A 16,394-nucleotide genomic window follows, 5' to 3' on the forward strand; every position below is an offset into this window, starting at 1 on the left:
TCCGCGCTCGGCATGCGCGGGGTAGGTTCGGCCCTCGTGACGCCTCCTTCGGTCTCGGTCCCTCCGGATGAGCCTGCCCAGGTCCGCTCGCGCCTCGACGCGCTGGGCCTGGACGGCATCTTCGACGTACACACCCACTTCCTGCCCGAGCGGATGCTCGAGAAGGTCTGGGCCTACTTCGACTCCGCCGGACCGCTGACCGGTCGCCCGTGGCCGATCGCCTACCGGCACTCCGAGGAGGGGCGGCTGAGGGCCCTGCGTGAGCTCGGCGTCCGGCACTTCTCCGCGCTCACCTACCCCCACAAGCCCGGCATGGCGGCCTGGCTGAACGAGTGGGGCGCGGAGTTCGCGGCCGACAAGCCCGACTGCCTCCACTCGGCCACCTTCTATCCCGAGCCGGGTGCGGGCGACTACGTGCGCGAGGCGGTCGCGGCCGGGGCACAGATCTTCAAGGCCCATGTCCAGGTCGGCGACTACGACCCCAACTCGCCCCTGCTCGACCCGGTCTGGGAGGCGCTCTCGGAGCTGCGTACGCCACTGGTGATCCACTCGGGTCACGGGCCGGCTCCCGGGCGGTTCACCGGGCCGGAAGGTCTCGAGACCCTGCTCGCCCGCTACCCCGACCTCGTCCTGATCGTGGCCCACATGGGCCTGCCCGACTACTCGCGCTCGCTGGACCTGGTGGAGAAGTACGACGGCGTCCATCTCGACACGACCATGGCCTTCACCGCGTTCACCGAGCAGAACACGCCTTTCCCCATCGAGGACCTGCCGCGGCTGCGCGCGCTCGGTGACCGGATCTTGTTCGGGAGCGACTTCCCCAACATCCCGTACCCCTATCTCGAGGCCGTCGACGGCGTCATCGGTCTCGGGCTCGGCGACGAGTGGACGCGTGGGGTGCTCTACGGGAACGCGGCGCGGCTCTTTCGGCTGACCTAGCAGCCGGCGGTCGGACTGTCGCGATCTCGTGGCTGCCGGGGCGGTCGCGTTCTATGGTTCACCTGTGATCACGGCTCCGACACTGCGCGCACGCGCGCGGTCAGCGGTCGCCGAGCTCGGTGGTGGTCCCGCGGCGGTGGCGACGGTGATGCGCCGGGTCGTGATCGGGTTCGCTGCGGCGCGGGGGACGACGCTCACCGAGGATGCCCTGGATGCAGCGGGGCTTCTGCCTGTCGTGCGCACCGAAAATAGTCCGACACCGGATCGTCTGCTGTCGGACTATCTGTTCCCTGACAGGTCCACGACGGACGATCTGGTCCTGGAAGAGATCGGGTACGTCTACGAGGCGCTGCTCGAGGACTCCTCGCGTCGTGACAACGGGGCCCACTACACCCCGCCGGAGCTGGCCGACGAGATCGTCGCGCACGCCCTTGCCCCGGTCGCCCGTGCGGACGCGGCGGTGGTCGACATCGCCGCCGGCACCGGGGTCTTCCTGCTCGCCTCCGCGCGCTACCTGGCATCGGCGTGCGACGTTCTCATCGCGGAGGTCGTCACCGGGTGCCTCTACGGGGCCGACATCGACCCGGTCGCGGTCGACATCGCCAAGCTGTCCCTCTGGCTCCTCTGCGAGGACCCCGCGCTCCCGCTGACGTTCCTCGACCACCGGATCCTGAGCGGCAACGCGCTGGTCGGGCTCGTCGACGCGGGCGAGCTGCCCGCGGACGTACCGGATCGGGAGGGGTACGCCGACGCGATGGTCGCCGTCGCCCTTCCGCTGGGTGGGCGGCCCGGAAAGCGGCTGGAGGAGGCGTACGCAGCGCTCCGCCGGGCTCGACGGCTTCCCGCTCCGACCGTCCGCCCGATCCACTGGGCGCTGGTCGCGCCCGAGGTGATGGCCCGCGGTGGGTTCGACGCCGTCGTCGGCAACCCGCCCTACCTCGGCGTGAAGCGGGTGCGGGACGCGATCGGCCAGGAGCTGCGCGACTATCTCGCGCACACCCTCGCCGGTGGTACGACACGGCGCGCCGACTACGTCATCTACTTCCTGCTCCGCGCCGCCGCCCTCAGCCGCAGCGAGATCGGGATGATCACCACCGACTCCATCAGCGAGGGCGACACCGCAAGGTTCGGGCTCGGCGCGCTCCTCGACCGCGGCTGGCAGGTCGCCCGCGCCGAGCGGTCGGCGCCGTGGCCCACGGCGGGCGTCCGGTTCGCGAAGATCTGGCTCACCACCCGGCCGATCGACGAGGCCTGCCTCGACGGCCGCACCGTACCGGCGATCACCGGAACCCTCGAGGACGGCTTCTCGCTCCCCGAGCCAGCGAGGCTCGACCTCGACGTACCCCTCCCGCACGGCTACCAGGGCACGATCGTGCTCGGCCGCTCGCTCGTGCTCACCCCCGACCAGGCCGAGTCGCTCGCCCTCGGGCCGCTCGGCCACACCGTGCGCCCCTATCTCAGCGGCGAGGACCTGGTCACGCCGTGCGGCTCGACGGCCTCCCGCTTCGTGCTCGACGTCGGCAAGCTCGGCCTGGAGGAGCTCGCCGAGGACCGCGCGCTCGCCCGCCTGGTGCGGTCGAAGGTGCGTGCCGAGCGCCGCCGCCAGTTCGTGAAGTACCCCCAGCTCAAGGAGCGCTGGTGGGGCTTCCTCAGCCCGGTCGACGAGCTCTACCGCGACGCCGCCGAGCTCACCCACGTCATCGCGTTCAGCAAGCACAGCAAGCATCTCTGGCCAGTGCTGGTCGGCTCCGACCACGTCTTCTCCAACGGCCTGGTCGTCTACCCGACGCAGGACCCGGCGGCGTACGCGTTCCTGGCCTCGGACCTCCACCGCGTCTGGGCGGTACGCGCCGGCGGCACCATGCTCAACACCGCCTACCGCTACAACCCCTCACGGCTGCGCGCCACCTACCCGTTCCCGACCGACCTCGCCCCGCTCCGCCCGGCCGGCGAGCACCTCCTCGCCGCGCTCGACCGGGTCGGCGAGGAACGCGACCTCGGCATCACCGGCGTGCTCAACCTCGTCGGCGACCCCCGCACCCACGACCCGGCGACCACCGACCTGCGCCAGGCCATCACCGACGTCAACCATGCGACCGCCCGCCTCCAGGGAGTCGACGAGTCCCTGGCCACCCCCGACCTCACCGCGTCCGGCTTCGGCCTCACCCCCACCCGCCAGCGAGCCCTGATGGCCGCCCTCGTAGCCCAGAATCTCACCCTCGCCGAGGCGTCACCACCGCCGGCCGAGGCGTCAGGCACGTAGGCCGAGGCGTCAGGTAGGTCGGCCGAGACGTCACGCGGGTGACGCCTCGACCGACGCGGGTGACGCCTCGGCGGATCGGGTCAGACCGAGGTGGCGGGGCCGCCCTCGACAGGAGCGGTGAAGTCGACGGTGCGCTTGGAGTTGGCCAGGGCGGTGACGGTGGCGGTGCCGATGGTGCCCTCGCGGTCGAAGACCTCGGCGGTACCGACGGAGATGCCCTCGTGGGCGACGTGGTCGATGGTGGCCAGACCGACCTCCATCCCGGCAGGGCGGCGGGCGAGGGCGAGGGAGATGTCGGTGTTGATCCACTCGACGCCGTTGCTGCCCCAGTTGGTGACCATCGAGGTGGCGTCGGCGATGGAGGCCACGGTCTGGAACGGGGTCATGGGCTCGCCGGCGACAGTGGGTACGCCGACCTGCCAGGTGATGTGGCGCCCGGCGTTCTGGTGCTTGCCGAAGTCGTCGGACCAGGGGCTCTCGGAGGTGAAGAACGGCACGTGCGGCTCGCTCGTCGGCGGGGCGAGGTCGAGCGGCGGCGGAGTGGCGCGCTCGGACGCCGACCAGACCTCGCCGGCAGGGTTCTCGCCGGCACGCAGGTAGGTGCAGGTGGCGCGGGCGACCACGCGCTCCTCGCCGTCGGCCGAGGACTGCACCATCTCGGCGTCGAGCAGCGCGATGCGCGGACCGTTGCGTACGACGCTGGTGCGGATCCTCGTCGGGACCATCTTCGGCGGCCGGAACAGATCGACGTGATAGCGCGCCGGCACCAGCTCGGCGCCCCGGTCGAGGGCCTCGATCTGGTCCTCGAGCCCACGGGCGATCAGGCCGCTGGCGGCCACCCCGTGCATCTGGTCGTCGGCCCACATGCTGCAAGCCATCGGAGTGGGCTCGAAGCCGTCGTCGGTGCGCCGGAAGAAAGCAAGATCCATAGGGACATTCTAGAACGTGTCCTAACTTCGGATTCAGTCGCCAAAATCGGCAAAGAGTAACGATTTCCTCATCGAGAGCACCGAAAAACCACGTACCATCACCCCAAACGCAGTCCTGATCGAAGAGGATGAACGATGACCACGACGCCTCCCTACCAGGTGACCGACCCCGCCACGGGCGAGGTGGTCGAGACCTTCCCGTTCGCCACCGATGCCGAGGTGGAGGAGGCCATGGAGCGGTCCAAGACGGCGTACGCAACCTGGCGCTCGACCCCCATCGAGAAGCGCGCCGCCATCGTGAAGCGCGCCGCGGACCTCTTCACCGAGCGCGCCGCGGAGCTCGCCTCGATCATCCGCACCGAGATGGGCAAGAAGACCTCCTCGGGCGTCGAGGAGGCCGAGTTCTCCGGCGAGATCACCGCCTACTACGCCGACCACGGACCCGAGCTCCTCGCGGACACCGACCTGCCCGGCCACGAGGGCAAGGCGGTCATCCAGCGCCTCCCGCTCGGTCCGGTGCTCGGCGTGATGCCGTGGAACTACCCCTACTACCAGGTCGCCCGGTTCGCCGCGCCCAACCTGGTGGCCGGCAACACCGTGCTCCTCAAGCCTGCCGAGAGCTGCCCGCGCTCGTCCGCCGCGATCGCGAAGATCTTCACCGATGCCGGCCTCCCCGACGGCGTCTACCAGAACCTCTACGCCACCCACGAGCAGGTCGCCACGATGATCGGCGACCCGCGCGTCCGGGCCGTCTCCCTGACCGGCTCCGAGCGTGCCGGCACGGCGGTCGCCGAGGCCGCCGGCCGCAACCTGAAGAAGGTCGTCCTCGAGCTGGGCGGCTCCGACCCCTACATCATCCTCGACTCCGACGACGTCGACGAGGCCGCCGAGACCGCCTGGGCGACCCGGATGGAGAACGTCGGCCAGGTCTGCAACGGCAACAAGCGGATGATCGTCAACGAGACCGTCTACGACGGCTTCGTCGCCGCCCTCACCGAACGTGCGGCCGCGATGAAGCCGCTCGAGGGCGAGGACGGTGACGACACCGTCTACTCCCCGCTGGTGACCCGCAAGGCCGCCGAGGCGCTGCGCGCCCAGATCCAGGACGCCGTCGACAAGGGCGCGACGCTCCATGTCGGCGGCGAGATCTCCGACGGTCCGGACGCGTTCTTCGCCCCGGCCGTCCTCACCGGCGTCACCCCGCAGATGCGCGCCTTCGAGGAAGAGCTCTTCGGCCCGGTCGCCGTGGTCTACAAGGTGAGCAGCGACGAGGAGGCCGTCGAGCTGGCCAACGCGGTGGAGTACGGCCTCGGCGGTGCCGTCTTCTCCACCGACGAGGGCCGCGCGATCGCCGTCGCCGAGCAGCTCGAGGTCGGCATGGCGAACGTCAACACGCCGGCCGGCGAAGGCGCCGACGTGCCCTTCGGCGGCACCAAGCGCTCCGGCTTCGGCCGCGAGCTCGGCCCGCTCGGGATCGACGAGTTCCTCAACAAGCGGCTCTTCTACGTCGAGCGCTGAGCCCGCGCCTCAGCTCCGGGAGCGCGCGACTCTGCGAGAATCCGTGGCGTGGCTGAGAAGGTGACCTTCAGGAGTACGTCCGGGCCGATGCTGGCCGGTCTCATCGACCTGCCGGAAGGAGAGGTACGCGGCTGGGGCGTCTTCAGCCACGGCTTCACGCTCGGCAAGGAGTCGCCGGCGGCAGCGCGGATCTGCAAGCAGCTCGCCGCCGAAGGCATCGGGATGCTGCGCTTCGACAACCTCGGGCTCGGTGACTCCGAGGGCGACTGGGGCGACGGCTCGTTCACCCACAAGGTCGCCGACACCGTCGAGGCCACCCGCTTCATGGCCGACCGCGGCACCCCGGCCGAGCTCCTCGTCGGCCATTCCTTCGGCGGCGCGGCCGTCCTGGCCGCGGCCACCGACGCGATCGGGGTCGACGCGGTGGCCACCGTCGGCGCGCCCTTCCAGCCTGCTCACGTCGAGCACAACTACGACGCGGTGCTCTCCCGGGTGCTCGAGGACGGCCAGGCGCCGTGGATGGCCGGGGGGAAGTCGCTGATCCTGCGCAAGGCCTTCGTCCAGGACGTACGCCGCGCCGACCTGCGCCAGAAGATCATGCAGCTCAAGAAGCCGCTCCTGGTCATGCACAGCCCCACCGACACCACGGTCGGGATCGAGAACGCGTCGGACATCTTCAACACCGCCCGGCACCCGCGCTCCTTCGTGGCGCTGGAGGGCTCCGACCACCTGCTCACCAAGAAGGGGCAGGCCAAGCGTGCCGCCCGGATCATCTCGGCCTGGGCCGACCAATACCTGAACGACTGAGGGGGATCAGATGAAGAGGCCGAAGTTCCCGATCAAGGACCTGATCAAGGCGGGTCCGGCGGCGCCACAGGTGCTGGTCGGTCACCTGGTCGCCACCCAGGGCCCCGAGATCGCCGCGAAGGTGGCCGCCGACCGGGCCGCGCCCGGCTTCGCCGCCGAGGCGTACGTCGACGACCTGGTCCGCAAGCACCGCCGGCTCGCCCGCCTGCAGGGTGCCGGCGGTGGCGCGATGATCGCCGCCGCCGAGGTGCCGGCCCTGATCGGCGGGCCCGGTGCGGTCGTGGCCGCGGCCGCGACCGCGATCCTGGGAGACCTGGTCGCGCTGGCGTGGATCGAGCAGCGGCTGGTGATGCACATCGCCGCGGCGTACGGACACGATCTGAAGGACCCTGCCCGAATCGAGGAGTTCCTCGAGCTGGCCGGTGTCGACCTGCTCTTCGGCAGCGGCAGCGTGGCAGGTGCCGCGGGCAGCCGCTTCGGCGTACGCGCCGCTTCGAAGTGGGCGGCGAGCAAGACCGTCCAGGCCACCCGGTCGATGATGCAGCTGGCCGGCACCAGGGTCGCTCGGCGTGTCGTCCTGCGCGGGATCCCGGTGCTCAACATCCCGCTCGGCGTCGTGCTCTCCGACATCGCCACCAAGCGGCTGGGCCGGCGCGCACGCCAGTTCTACAAGGCGCGTCCGGGGTCTCTCTGACGCCTGCGTCTGATCAATTGACAGAAAACGCGGAACGAGACTTCCGCTAACAGGTGTGGGTGGGGTTACACTCGCTGCAAGCGCCCGGCTCGTGGACGTTCGTCGTGGGGACCGAACGAGTCACTGGCCCGGTCGATGAGGCGCCGATCGCGGTTTCCGCTGTATGTACGCGGTCGTCAGTCGTCCACCATCGACTTTGCGTGAGCCCTGGGAGGGCGACCGGCCGAGGAGGGCCGGCATCTGCACATGCCATGCACCCCGTGTGTGGCCCCGAGGAGGATTCAGTTGGCTCAGGGAGCCGCTACCCGGCGCAACAACCGGTCCGGCCGTTCACGCAACAACGGCAGCTCCGGCAAGTCCGGGCAGAACGGTCGCCGCAAGGGCGTCCACAAGGACAACGAGGGCATCATCCCGGTGCTGGCCCAGGTGGTCCGCGAGGTGGAGTCGGCCGTTCAGCGCCGCTCGGCCATGCCCGACGTGCGCACCAAGTTCCAGGTCGTCGCGCTCCTCGCCAGGGACGAGCGCCACCGTGTGCTCGAGGACGAGAGCCTCAACGAGGGCCGCCGCGCCGAGCAGCTGAAGCGCCTCGACGGGATCGCCACGATCCTGGCCAAGACCGCGACCATGGACTCGCGCCTGTTCGAGCTCCTCGCCGAGGACGCCGAGATCTCCGAGGCCGCGCTCGACCTCAAGCACGAGCTGATGGCCCGTGGCGGCGTCGACGTCCCCGAGGACGAGGAGGACGACGAGGACGAGACCCCCGCCGTGGCGGTCCCGGACAAGCGGGTCGTCCCGACGAGCGTGATCCAGCGCCAGCTCTCCAACCCGTTCCTGGTGCCCGACTTCACCAACGCGCGCCCGCCCGTGCACGCCCGCCGCCTCTCCGGCTGGGAGCTCCTCGGTCCGCTCTTCCGCAGCTTCGAGTACGCCGACTCCGGCCCCTCCTGCATGCCGCTGCCCGACCCGCCCGCATACGGCCCGGGCCACGTCGACGCGCCCGGCACCCGCGAGCTGATGCACCACCAGGCCCAGCTGGTCGCCTCGGCGGCCGAGGGCCACCGCACCTACCTGCTGGCCGACGAGCCCGGCCTCGGCAAGACCGCCCAGGCGCTGCTCGCCGCCGAGGCCGCCGACGCCTACCCGCTGCTCGTCGTCGTGCCCAACGTGGTCAAGGCCAACTGGGCTCGCGAGGTCGACCTCTGGACGCCGTCGAAGAAGGCCACCGTGGTGCACGGCAACGGTGAGGACATCGACGGCTTCGCCGACATCATCGTGGTCAACTACGAGATCCTCGACCGCCACGTCGGCTGGCTCGGCGAGTTCGGCTTCAAGGGCATGGTCGTCGACGAGGCCCACTTCATCAAGAACAAGTCCTCCCAGCGTTCCCAGCACGTGCTGGCCCTCTCGGAGAAGATCCGCCAGCGCGCCGCCAACCCGCTGCTGATGGCGCTGACCGGCACCCCGCTGATCAACGACATCGAGGACTTCCGCGCGATCTGGCAGTTCCTCGGCTGGATCGACGACGTCAAGCCGCTCAACGGTCTGCTCGAAGGGCTCGAGGAGACCGGGCTGACCCCGCAGGACAACAGCTTCTACGGCGCCGCCCGCCGCGTCGTGGTCAACCAGGGCATCGTCCGCCGTCGCAAGATCGACGTCGCCAGCGACATCCCGGCGCGCCGCGTCGCCGACCTGCCGGTCGAGCTCGACGACGCCGAGGGCCGCTCGATCCGTGCTGCCGAGGCCGAGCTCGCCAAGCGGATGGTGCAGCGCTACGACACCGCCATCGAGACCCGGGTGACCGGCGCCAAGCCGGCCCCGGGCGAGCTCGACCTCGAGCTGATCCGCCGCGTCGCCACCTGGGAGCGCGAGGACCAGGACGCCTCCACCGGCGAGAACGTCTTCGGCATGATGCGCCGCATCGGCCGGGCCAAGGCGACGCTGGCCGCCGACTACGCCGCCCAGCTGGCGCGCAACGTCGGCAAGGTCGTCTTCTTCGCCAAGCACATCGAGGTCATGGACACCGCGCAGAAGCTCTTCGAGGAGCGCGGCATCCGCTACTCCACGATTCGCGGCGACCAGAGCTCGAAGGCGCGCGAGAAGGCCATCGACGAGTTCATGAACGACCCCGAGGTCGAGATCATCGTCTGCTCGCTCACCGCCGCCGGCGTGGGCGTCAACCTCCAGGCCGCCTCCAACCTGATCCTGGCCGAGCTCTCCTGGACCGACGCCGAGCAGACCCAGGCGATCGACCGGGTCCACCGCATCGGCCAGACCGAGCCGGTCACCGCGTGGCGGATCATCGCCTCGCAGACGATCGACACCCGGATCGCAGAGCTGATCGACTCGAAGGCCGGCCTGGCAGCGCGTGCGCTCGACGGCTCCGACGAGGAGGTCACCGACTCCGCCGACGTACAGCTCGAGGCCCTGGTCTCGCTGCTCACCGACGCGCTGCGCAAGCGCGAGTCCGGCCGCCGCGGCCGGCGCGCCGCCTGACGACGAACGGGACCGATCCCGGCCCCATCTCAGGGAGAATCCTGAGGTGGGGCCTGGGTGTCTCGGCGTAGGCTTCATCACATGTTCTGGATCGTTCTTCTCCTCATCGCGGCGGCTGTCGGCGGCTACGTCTACCGGGTGCCGATCGTTGCCAAGCTGACCGGGCAGCCGCGCAGTCGCATCGAGCGGCAGATCGGGCCGAAGTCCAAGCGACTTCCCTGACCCGGCCGGCCGCCGGCGCCGGGAATCCTCAGCGACACGCGTACGTTGAGACGTACGTGCCGCCGACCTGGCGAGCACGCGACTCCATACGGAAGTGAGACCGCTATGCCCACCGTCGAGCTCGGCGCCGAGAACTTCGAGAGCACCGTCACCGAGAACGAGATCGTCCTCGTCGACTTCTGGGCGTCCTGGTGCGGCCCGTGCCGCCAGTTCAGCCCGATCTATGACGCCGCCTCCGAGACGCACCCGGAGATCGTCTTCGGCAAGGTCGACACCGAGGCCGAGCAGGCGCTCGCCGGTGCCGCCAACATCACCTCGATCCCGACGCTGATGGCCTTCAAGAAGGGCAACCTCGTCTTCTCCCAGCCCGGCGCGCTGCCCGAGGCCGCGCTCAAGCAGGTCATCGACGCCGTCGTCGAGCTCGACATCGACAAGGCGCTGGCCGAGCACGAGGCGCAGGAGTCCGGCGAGTAAGACTCTGTTCCGGCATTCGACACGGATCAGGTTTGATAGCGCTGTGACCGAAGACGCCCACGCCGAGCTGCTCCGCCTGCGCGGCAGCATCGACAACCTCGACGCCGCCCTTGTCCACCTCCTCGCCGAGCGCTTCAAGTGCACCGAGCAGGTGGGCCGGCTCAAGGCCCGCGCCGGCTTCCCGCCGGCCGACCCCAGCCGCGAGGCGGTCCAGATCGAGCGGCTCCGGCGTCTCTCCGACGACGCAGGGCTCGACCCGGAGTTCGCCGAGAAGATCCTCAACGTGATCATCGCCGAGGTCATCCGCAACCACCGGCAGTTCGTCGAGGACTGAGGCTCAGCCGAGCACCCGGTCCAGCCAGGCGTTCCAGAACCGGCGCTCCGGGTCGAAGCGGCGTACGAGATCGCGGAAGTCGTCCCAGCGCGGGTAGCCCGCGCCGGGGTCGGCGGTCGCGAAGAGCTTTCCCCAGTGCGGCCGGGTGCCCTCCGGTAGCCGCTCCTCGAGCTCGGGCAGCAGTGCGCGTACGCCGTCGGGGTCGGCCTTCCAGGTGAAGTGCAGCGCCAGCGTGTCGGTGCCGTAGGCCGGGGAGAGCCAGAGCTCGTCGGCGGCGACGGCCCGGATCTCGCCGACCAGCAGCAGCGGCCGTACGCGGTCGGTGAGCGAGCGGACGGCGTCGACCGCCTCCTGGGCCCGGTCGAGCGGCACCAGGTATTCGCTCTGCAGCTCCGCCCCGACGCTCGGCTGGAAGTCGAGCCGGAAGTGCGGCAGCCGCTCGTGCCACGGGCCCGGCACCCCGAGCTGCTCGGTGCACGGCGCCGGGTCGAGACCGGGGATGACGTGGTGAGGCTCGGTCGCGAGCGTGGCGCCCGGAATCTCCGGCGTCCCCGTCCGAGACTTCACCCACACCCGGGCGACGGAGCCGTCGGGCTCGTCGGCCCAGCGGGTGAAGACCGACACCGAGTAGGCCGCGCCGAGGATGTCGGTCAGGTGTTCTCGCAGGTCGGCGTAGGTGAGCCCCTCGTGGACCGTCTGCTCGACCTCGAACGTCGGTGAGGTACGCAGCTCCAGATGCGTCACGATCCCCAGCGCCCCGAGGCCCACCACGGCGCCGGCGAAGTCGGCTGAGCCCGCCTCCAGGCGCACCAGCTCGCCGCGGCCGTCGACGATCTCCAGCGCGGTCACCGAGGTGGCCAGTGAGCCGTTGCCGACCCCGGAGCCGTGGGTGCCGGTCGCGACCGCGCCGGCGACCGAGATGTGGGGGAGCGAGGCGAGGTTGGGCAGCGCGCGGCCGCGTTCCTGCAGCCAGGCGGCGAGCTCGCCGTAGCGCATCCCGCCGGGCACTCGGACGACCTCACCGGTCAGCGTCGGCGAGTCCTCCAGGCCGTCGAGCGAGACCAGCACCCCGGGGGAGTCCGCGAGATCGGTGAACGAATGACGTGAGCCCAGCGCACGGAGCCGCGGCTCGCGCAGCACCACGTCGCGTACCTCTGCCACGGAGCGTGGACGGACGAGGCCGCGGGCGGTGTAGTCATGGCTCCGCGCCCACGTCGAGCCGGCGGTCTCGGGGCCAGGGGTGTCGGTACGCATGGCCGGATCGTAGCCCGGAGGGGCGGTTCGGCGCCTCTCTTCGGAAAACGTTATCGACAACGATTGACAAGGCACGCCTGCCGTCGACATGCTGTGGCCATCCTTGTGATGTCGATCACACTGACTTCTGGAGGCATCGTGAACATTCGTCACGCCATCGTGGCGGTCACCGCCGCGGCGACACTCGCCGCGATCACCACGACATCGACGGCTCAGGCCGAGCCCCGCGGCTTCCGGCCGCCGTCCGACTCGCTCCGCTCCTACGCTTCCCCGATCAACCTGCGCATCGGCGTAGCGGTCAACCCCGAGGTTCTGGCCGACAAGGAGCTCGCCGACATCGCCGCCGACGAGTTCTCCAGCCTCACCGCCGAGAACGAGATGAAGTGGGAGACCGTCGAGCCCGAGCGCGGCACCTACGACTGGTCCGGAGCCGACGAGGTCGTCGACTTCGCCCGCGCTCACGGCCAGAAGGTGCGTGGCCACACGCTGCTGTGGCACAACCAGAACCCCGCCTGGCTCACCGAGGGCGTCGAGGACGGCTCGATCGACGACCGCGAGCTCCGGGAGATCCTGAAGAAGCACATCACCGACGAGGTCCGCCACTTCCGCGGCCGTATCTACCAGTGGGACGTCGCCAACGAGTTCTTCACCGACACCAATCCCTCGCGCCTCAACCCGGACAACTTCTGGGTCTCCCACCTCGGTCCCGGCGTGATCGCGGACGCTTTCCGCTGGGCGCACGCGGCCGACCCGAAGGCGCGGCTGTTCTACAACGACTACAACATCGCCGGCGAGGACGGTCACAACGCCAAGGCCGATGCGGTCCACGCCTTCGTCAAGAGCCTGAAGAAGCAGGGCGTACCCATCCACGGCGTCGGCAACCAGGGCCACCTCGACACCCAGTACGGCTTCTCCGGCGAGCGGTTCCGGGCCGACCTGCAGCGCTACGCCGACCTCGGTCTCGAGGTCGCCGTCACCGAGGCAGACGTACGCACCTTCGTCGACTCGCCCGAGACCCAGGTGCCGACCGACGACCTGGCACTCTTCGCCCACTCCTACGAGTTCTCCCAGATGCTCCAGGCCTGCCTCGACGTACGCGCCTGCACCTCGTTCACGGTCTGGGGCATCGACGACCCCCACTCGTGGGTACCTGGCTGGTTCGAGGGTCAGGGTTATGCACTGCTCTGGGACGTGAACCGGCAGCCGAAGGACGCCTACACGGCCCTGAAGCAGGACCTTCGTCTGGCACTGGGGGCTCCGCGCCGGCGCTGAGCGCATGGATCGGCTGAGTCGTAGCGGCTCTCCGGCGCCGGTGGTCTACTGGTGAACGAGCACATCGATCGATCCGAGCGAGGGGTAGATGACCGAGAACGCAGCAGAGGCAGACCTCGAGGAACAGGCGACCGACCTCGTGGAGACTCCCGTCGACGACGAGGCTCCGCTGGACGCCGAGGAACGGGTGACCTCGGCGCCGGACGACGTCGACGAGGCCGACTATGCCGAGCAGAAGCTCGACGCGGGCAGCCCCGACGACGACTACGACTACTAGAAAAGGCTCCAGGGCCTACGAGTTCTGCGGGAACCCGAGGTCGACCCCTCCGTGCGAGGGGTCGAGCCAGCGGGTGGTGACGGCCTTCTCCCGAGTGAAGAAGTCCAGCCCCGCAGGGCCGTAGGCCTTGGCGTCGCCGAACAGCGAGGCCTTCCAGCCGCCGAAGGAGTGGTAGGCGACCGGCACCGGGATCGGCACGTTCACGCCGACCATGCCGACCTGCACCTCCCGCTGGAACCGGCGCGCGGCTCCGCCGTCGTTGGTGAAGATGGCGGTGCCGTTGCCGAACTGGCCGGAGTTGATCAGCTCGAGGCCCTCCTCGTAACCGGAGACGCGGACGACCGAGAGCACCGGGCCGAAGATCTCCTCGGTGTAGACGGTCGAGGTGGTGGGCACCTTGTCGACCAGCGTCGGCCCCACCCAGAAGCCGTTCGGGTCACCGTCGACCTCGATGCCTCGGCCGTCGACGACGACCTCGGCTCCGTCGGCCGCCGCCACGTCGACGTAGCCCGCCACCTTGTCGCGGTGGGCGCCGGTGATCAGCGGCCCCATGTCGGTGCCGCGGGTGCCGTCGCCGACTCTGAGCGCGGCCATCCGCTCGGTCACCTTCTGGATCAGGGCGTCGGCCACCGGCTCGACGGCGAGCACCACCGAGATCGCCATGCACCGCTCGCCGGCGGACCCGAAGCCCGCGTTGACCGCCGAGTCGGCGACCAGGTCGAGGTCGGCGTCGGGCAGCACGAGCATGTGGTTCTTGGCGCCGCCGAGCGCCTGGACCCGCTTCCCGGCGGCGGTGCCGCGCTCGTAGACGTAGCGGGCGATCGGCGTGGAGCCGACGAAGGAGATCGAGGCGACGTCGGGGTTGTCGAGGAGCGCGTCGACCGCCTCCTTGTCACCGTGGACGACGTTGTAGACGCCGTCGGGCAGACCGGCCTCGGCCCACAGCTCCGCGATCCAGCTGGACGCGGTCGGGTCCTTCTCCGAGGGCTTCACCACGACCGTGTTGCCGGCCGCGATCGCGATCGGGAAGAACCACATCGGCACCATCGCCGGGAAGTTGAACGGGCTGATGATGCCGACCACGCCGAGCGGCTGCTTGAGCGTGGTCACGTCGACGCCGTTCGAGACCTGCTCGGAGACGGTGCCCTTGAGCAGGTGGGAGAGGCCGCAGGCGAACTCGACGACCTCGAGCCCACGGGCTATCTCACCGGCCGCGTCGGAGAGCACCTTGCCGTGCTCGGCGGTGAGGATCTCGGCGAGCTCGCCCTTGCGGGCGTTGAGCAGCTCGCGGAACGCGAAGAGCACGGCCGTACGCCGCGTCAGCGAGGTCTCGCTCCACTCCGCGTAGGCCTTCTTGGCGGCCGCGACGGCGGTGTCGACGTCGGCGGCCGAGGCGAAGCGCACGTGCTTCTGGACGGTGCCGAGCGCAGGGTTGTAGACGTCGCCGAGACGGGTGCCGGTGCCGGGGTTGGTGGCACCGCCGATCCAGTGGTCGAGAATGGGGAGATCGGTCATGTCATGTCCTTTGGGTGCGGTCAGAGCGAGCCGAGAACGTCGTCGTAGATCGAGACCGCCTCGGCCACCTCGTCGGGGGTGACGACGCACGGCGGCACCACGTGGATGCGGTTCTCCATCGTGAACGGGATCAGGTTGCGGGCGACCAGCTCGGACTTGATCCGGCCCATCGTCTCGGCCGGCAGCGGCTCGCGGGTCTCCCGGTCGGCGACCAGCTCGAGGGCCCAGAAGACGCCGGTGCCACGCACCTCGCCGATCACGTCGTGCTTCTCGGCGAGCGCGGCCAGCCCGGGGGCGATGTGGTCGGTGCCGATGGTGGCGGCGTTGTCGACGATGCCCTCCTCGTTCATCGCCTCGATGGTGGCGACGATCGAGGCCATCGCGAGCGGGTGGCCGGAGTAGGTGAGCCCGCCGGGGAAGACCTGGTCGTCGAAGGTCGCCGCGATCGGGTCGGAGATGATCACCCCGCCCGCTGGTACGTAGCCGGAGTTGACGCCCTTGGCGAAGGTGATCAGCTCGGGGACGACATCGAAGGCGTCCAGGGCCAGCCACTCGCCGGTGCGGCCGAAGCCGGCCATCACCTCGTCGAGGATGAGCATGATGCCGAACTCGTCGGCCAGCGCTCGCACGCCCGGGAGATAGCCCGGCGGCGGGATCATGATGCCGGCGGTGCCGGGGATGGTCTCGAGCAGGATCGCGGCGATCGAGGACGGCCCCTCGGCCTCGATGACGCGGCGCAGGTGGTGGAGCGCGCGCTCGGACTCCTGCTCGGGGGTCGTCGCCCAGAACTCCGAGCGGTAGAGGTAGGGGCCGAAGAAGTGCACGTGGCCCCGGGCGTACTCGTTGGGGATCCGGCGCCAGTCACCCGTCGCGACCACCGCCGCGCCGGTGTTGCCGTGGTAGGAGCGGTAGGTCGAGAGCACCTTGTCGCGGCCGGTGTGGAGGCGCGCCATCCGGATCGCGTTCTCGACCGCGTCGGCGCCCGCGTTGGTGAAGAACACCTTGTTGAACCCGACCGGCGCGATGTCGGTGATCCGCTCGGCGGCCTCGCCGCGCACCAGGTTGGCCGCCGTCGGCGCGATCGTGGTCAGCGTCTCTGCCTGCTTCTTGATCGCCTCCACCACCCGCGGGTGCTGGTGGCCGATGTTGGTGTTGACCAGCTGGGAGGAGAAGTCCAGGTAGGTATGGCCCGAGTCGTCCCACACCCGCGAACCCTGCCCGCCGGCGATGACCAGCGGTTTCAGCGACGCCTGGGCGGACCAGGAGTGGAAGACGTGGGATCGGTCGAGGTCATAGGCGCGGGCGTCGCTGGCGCTGGTCAATGCTGTCCCCTGGGGTGCGTGGATGGACATCGTCAGGTTCCTCACTCTACGCCGGGAGCAGCCACGACGCCGCTGAATAGC

The 16,394-nt window shown here is 70.0% G+C and carries 15 protein-coding genes; 11 read left to right on the top strand and 4 right to left on the bottom strand.

Annotated elements, in window-relative coordinates; genetic code table 11:
• A partial coding sequence (locus IEY81_RS21945) for an amidohydrolase family protein (protein ID WP_306341465.1) occupies window positions 1–939 on the top strand: 939 nt, incomplete at its 5' end.
• A 64-nt stretch (window positions 940–1,003) separates the two neighbouring features.
• Window positions 1,004–3,202 carry an Eco57I restriction-modification methylase domain-containing protein gene (locus tag IEY81_RS21950; RefSeq protein ID WP_189120629.1) on the top strand — a complete coding sequence of 733 codons (2,199 nt, stop codon included), beginning with the start codon at window positions 1,004–1,006 and terminating at the stop codon, window positions 3,200–3,202.
• A gap of 80 nt (window positions 3,203–3,282) precedes the next feature.
• On the opposite strand, the gene IEY81_RS21955 is transcribed toward IEY81_RS21950, so the two are convergent.
• Window positions 3,283–4,131, bottom strand: coding sequence for an acyl-CoA thioesterase domain-containing protein (locus tag IEY81_RS21955; protein ID WP_189120630.1), 849 nt, complete (start codon window positions 4,129–4,131; stop codon window positions 3,283–3,285).
• Window positions 4,132–4,266: 135 nt separating this feature from the next.
• Here IEY81_RS21955 and IEY81_RS21960 point away from each other — a divergent pair, with 135 nt between their 5' ends.
• The 7 genes from IEY81_RS21960 to IEY81_RS21990 all read left to right on the top strand — a co-directional run bounded on the left by IEY81_RS21960 (window position 4,267) and on the right by IEY81_RS21990 (window position 10,673).
• Window positions 4,267–5,649, top strand: coding sequence for an NAD-dependent succinate-semialdehyde dehydrogenase (locus tag IEY81_RS21960; protein WP_189120631.1), 1,383 nt, complete (start codon window positions 4,267–4,269; stop codon window positions 5,647–5,649).
• Window positions 5,650–5,697: 48 nt separating this feature from the next.
• A complete protein-coding gene (locus IEY81_RS21965; RefSeq protein WP_189120632.1) occupies window positions 5,698–6,456 on the top strand; it encodes an alpha/beta hydrolase family protein in 759 nt (252 codons plus the stop codon).
• 10 nt (window positions 6,457–6,466) lie between these two features.
• On the top strand, window positions 6,467–7,150 hold the full coding sequence (locus IEY81_RS21970) for a hypothetical protein (protein ID WP_189120633.1): 684 nt from the start codon (window positions 6,467–6,469) through the stop codon (window positions 7,148–7,150).
• Window positions 7,151–7,435: 285 nt separating this feature from the next.
• Window positions 7,436–9,643, top strand: coding sequence for a DEAD/DEAH box helicase (locus IEY81_RS21975; protein WP_189120634.1), 2,208 nt, complete (start codon window positions 7,436–7,438; stop codon window positions 9,641–9,643).
• 81 nt (window positions 9,644–9,724) lie between these two features.
• Window positions 9,725–9,865 carry a hypothetical protein gene (locus IEY81_RS21980; protein WP_189120635.1) on the top strand — a complete coding sequence of 47 codons (141 nt, stop codon included), beginning with the start codon at window positions 9,725–9,727 and terminating at the stop codon, window positions 9,863–9,865.
• A gap of 105 nt (window positions 9,866–9,970) precedes the next feature.
• A complete protein-coding gene (trxA, locus tag IEY81_RS21985) occupies window positions 9,971–10,339 on the top strand; it encodes a thioredoxin (protein ID WP_189120636.1) in 369 nt (122 codons plus the stop codon).
• 43 nt (window positions 10,340–10,382) lie between these two features.
• Window positions 10,383–10,673: a chorismate mutase gene (locus IEY81_RS21990; protein WP_189120637.1), complete on the top strand. Its 291-nt coding sequence runs from the start codon at window positions 10,383–10,385 to the stop codon at window positions 10,671–10,673.
• A gap of 3 nt (window positions 10,674–10,676) precedes the next feature.
• On the opposite strand, the gene IEY81_RS21995 is transcribed toward IEY81_RS21990, so the two are convergent.
• Entirely contained in the window at window positions 10,677–11,927 is a 1,251-nt protein-coding gene (locus tag IEY81_RS21995) for an FAD-binding protein (RefSeq protein ID WP_189120638.1), read from the bottom strand.
• Between the two features lie 138 nt (window positions 11,928–12,065).
• Between IEY81_RS21995 and IEY81_RS22000 the strand changes: the two genes are divergently transcribed.
• Together IEY81_RS22000 and IEY81_RS22005 are read left to right on the top strand one after the other, a co-directional pair.
• Window positions 12,066–13,199 carry an endo-1,4-beta-xylanase gene (locus tag IEY81_RS22000; protein WP_229788078.1) on the top strand — a complete coding sequence of 378 codons (1,134 nt, stop codon included), beginning with the start codon at window positions 12,066–12,068 and terminating at the stop codon, window positions 13,197–13,199.
• Window positions 13,200–13,287: 88 nt separating this feature from the next.
• Window positions 13,288–13,476 carry a hypothetical protein gene (locus IEY81_RS22005; protein ID WP_189120640.1) on the top strand — a complete coding sequence of 63 codons (189 nt, stop codon included), beginning with the start codon at window positions 13,288–13,290 and terminating at the stop codon, window positions 13,474–13,476.
• 15 nt (window positions 13,477–13,491) lie between these two features.
• On the opposite strand, the gene IEY81_RS22010 is transcribed toward IEY81_RS22005, so the two are convergent.
• Entirely contained in the window at window positions 13,492–14,991 is a 1,500-nt protein-coding gene (locus IEY81_RS22010; RefSeq protein WP_189120641.1) for a CoA-acylating methylmalonate-semialdehyde dehydrogenase, read from the bottom strand.
• A gap of 20 nt (window positions 14,992–15,011) precedes the next feature.
• Complete coding sequence (locus IEY81_RS22015) at window positions 15,012–16,343, bottom strand: aspartate aminotransferase family protein (protein WP_229788079.1); 1,332 nt, start codon at window positions 16,341–16,343, stop codon at window positions 15,012–15,014.
• Window positions 16,344–16,394 lie beyond the last annotated feature (51 nt).

It is taken from the genome of Nocardioides luteus (assembly GCF_014648595.1).
Classification (GTDB): Bacteria; Actinomycetota; Actinomycetes; order Propionibacteriales; family Nocardioidaceae; genus Nocardioides; species Nocardioides luteus.